1 protein-coding gene is annotated in these 512 nt (G+C 57.4%); it reads left to right on the top strand.

The features are described from left to right. Nucleotides 1–512, top strand: a 512-nt coding sequence (locus WMO26_RS13570; protein WP_349221154.1) for a hypothetical protein, incomplete at both ends; no start/stop codon positions are given.

Below are 512 nucleotides of genomic sequence, written 5' to 3'. Positions count from 1 at the left end.
TGCGGCATGAATGTACTGGCCCCTGACCTCAGCTGGGACACCGGTATCCTGACCGACACCGGCGCGAGCAATCCCAGTTACAACACCTACAAATCGTCCGGATATATCCCGGTCAAGCCGTCCCAGGTATACACTATGTACCATTGGGACGAGAGCCGTCAGGCATGTATTTTAAGCGCCATCCGGGCGTATTGCTTTTACGGCCCGGGAAAGGAGTTTATCAGCGGCTGGTCGCAGGGCTCAAACCTGCCCTATCAAATCCAAACGCCGGCGGATTGCTGTTACTTGCGCATATCGGTGCCGGCCGTCAATCTCCCCAAAGTATTTTTGGCAGAGGGCAACTACAAGCAAGACGCGATCCCCGAATACCAGGAGGCGCAAAGGATTGCCCCCACATTTTTGACGCCTGCTCCCGTCTTTGCAAACAGGCTGCAAGGCAAGACCATCCTGGGGCTTGGCGACTCCATCACCCAGGCGGACGGGTGCGAAGCCGGGTGGATCATGCGCACCGC

This window comes from Solibaculum intestinale (genome assembly GCF_040096205.1).
Classification (GTDB): Bacteria; Bacillota; Clostridia; order Oscillospirales; family Acutalibacteraceae; genus Solibaculum_A; species Solibaculum_A intestinale.
The sequence above is the reverse complement of the archived record's forward strand: the minus strand, read 5'-3'. Positions and strand labels throughout refer to the sequence as shown.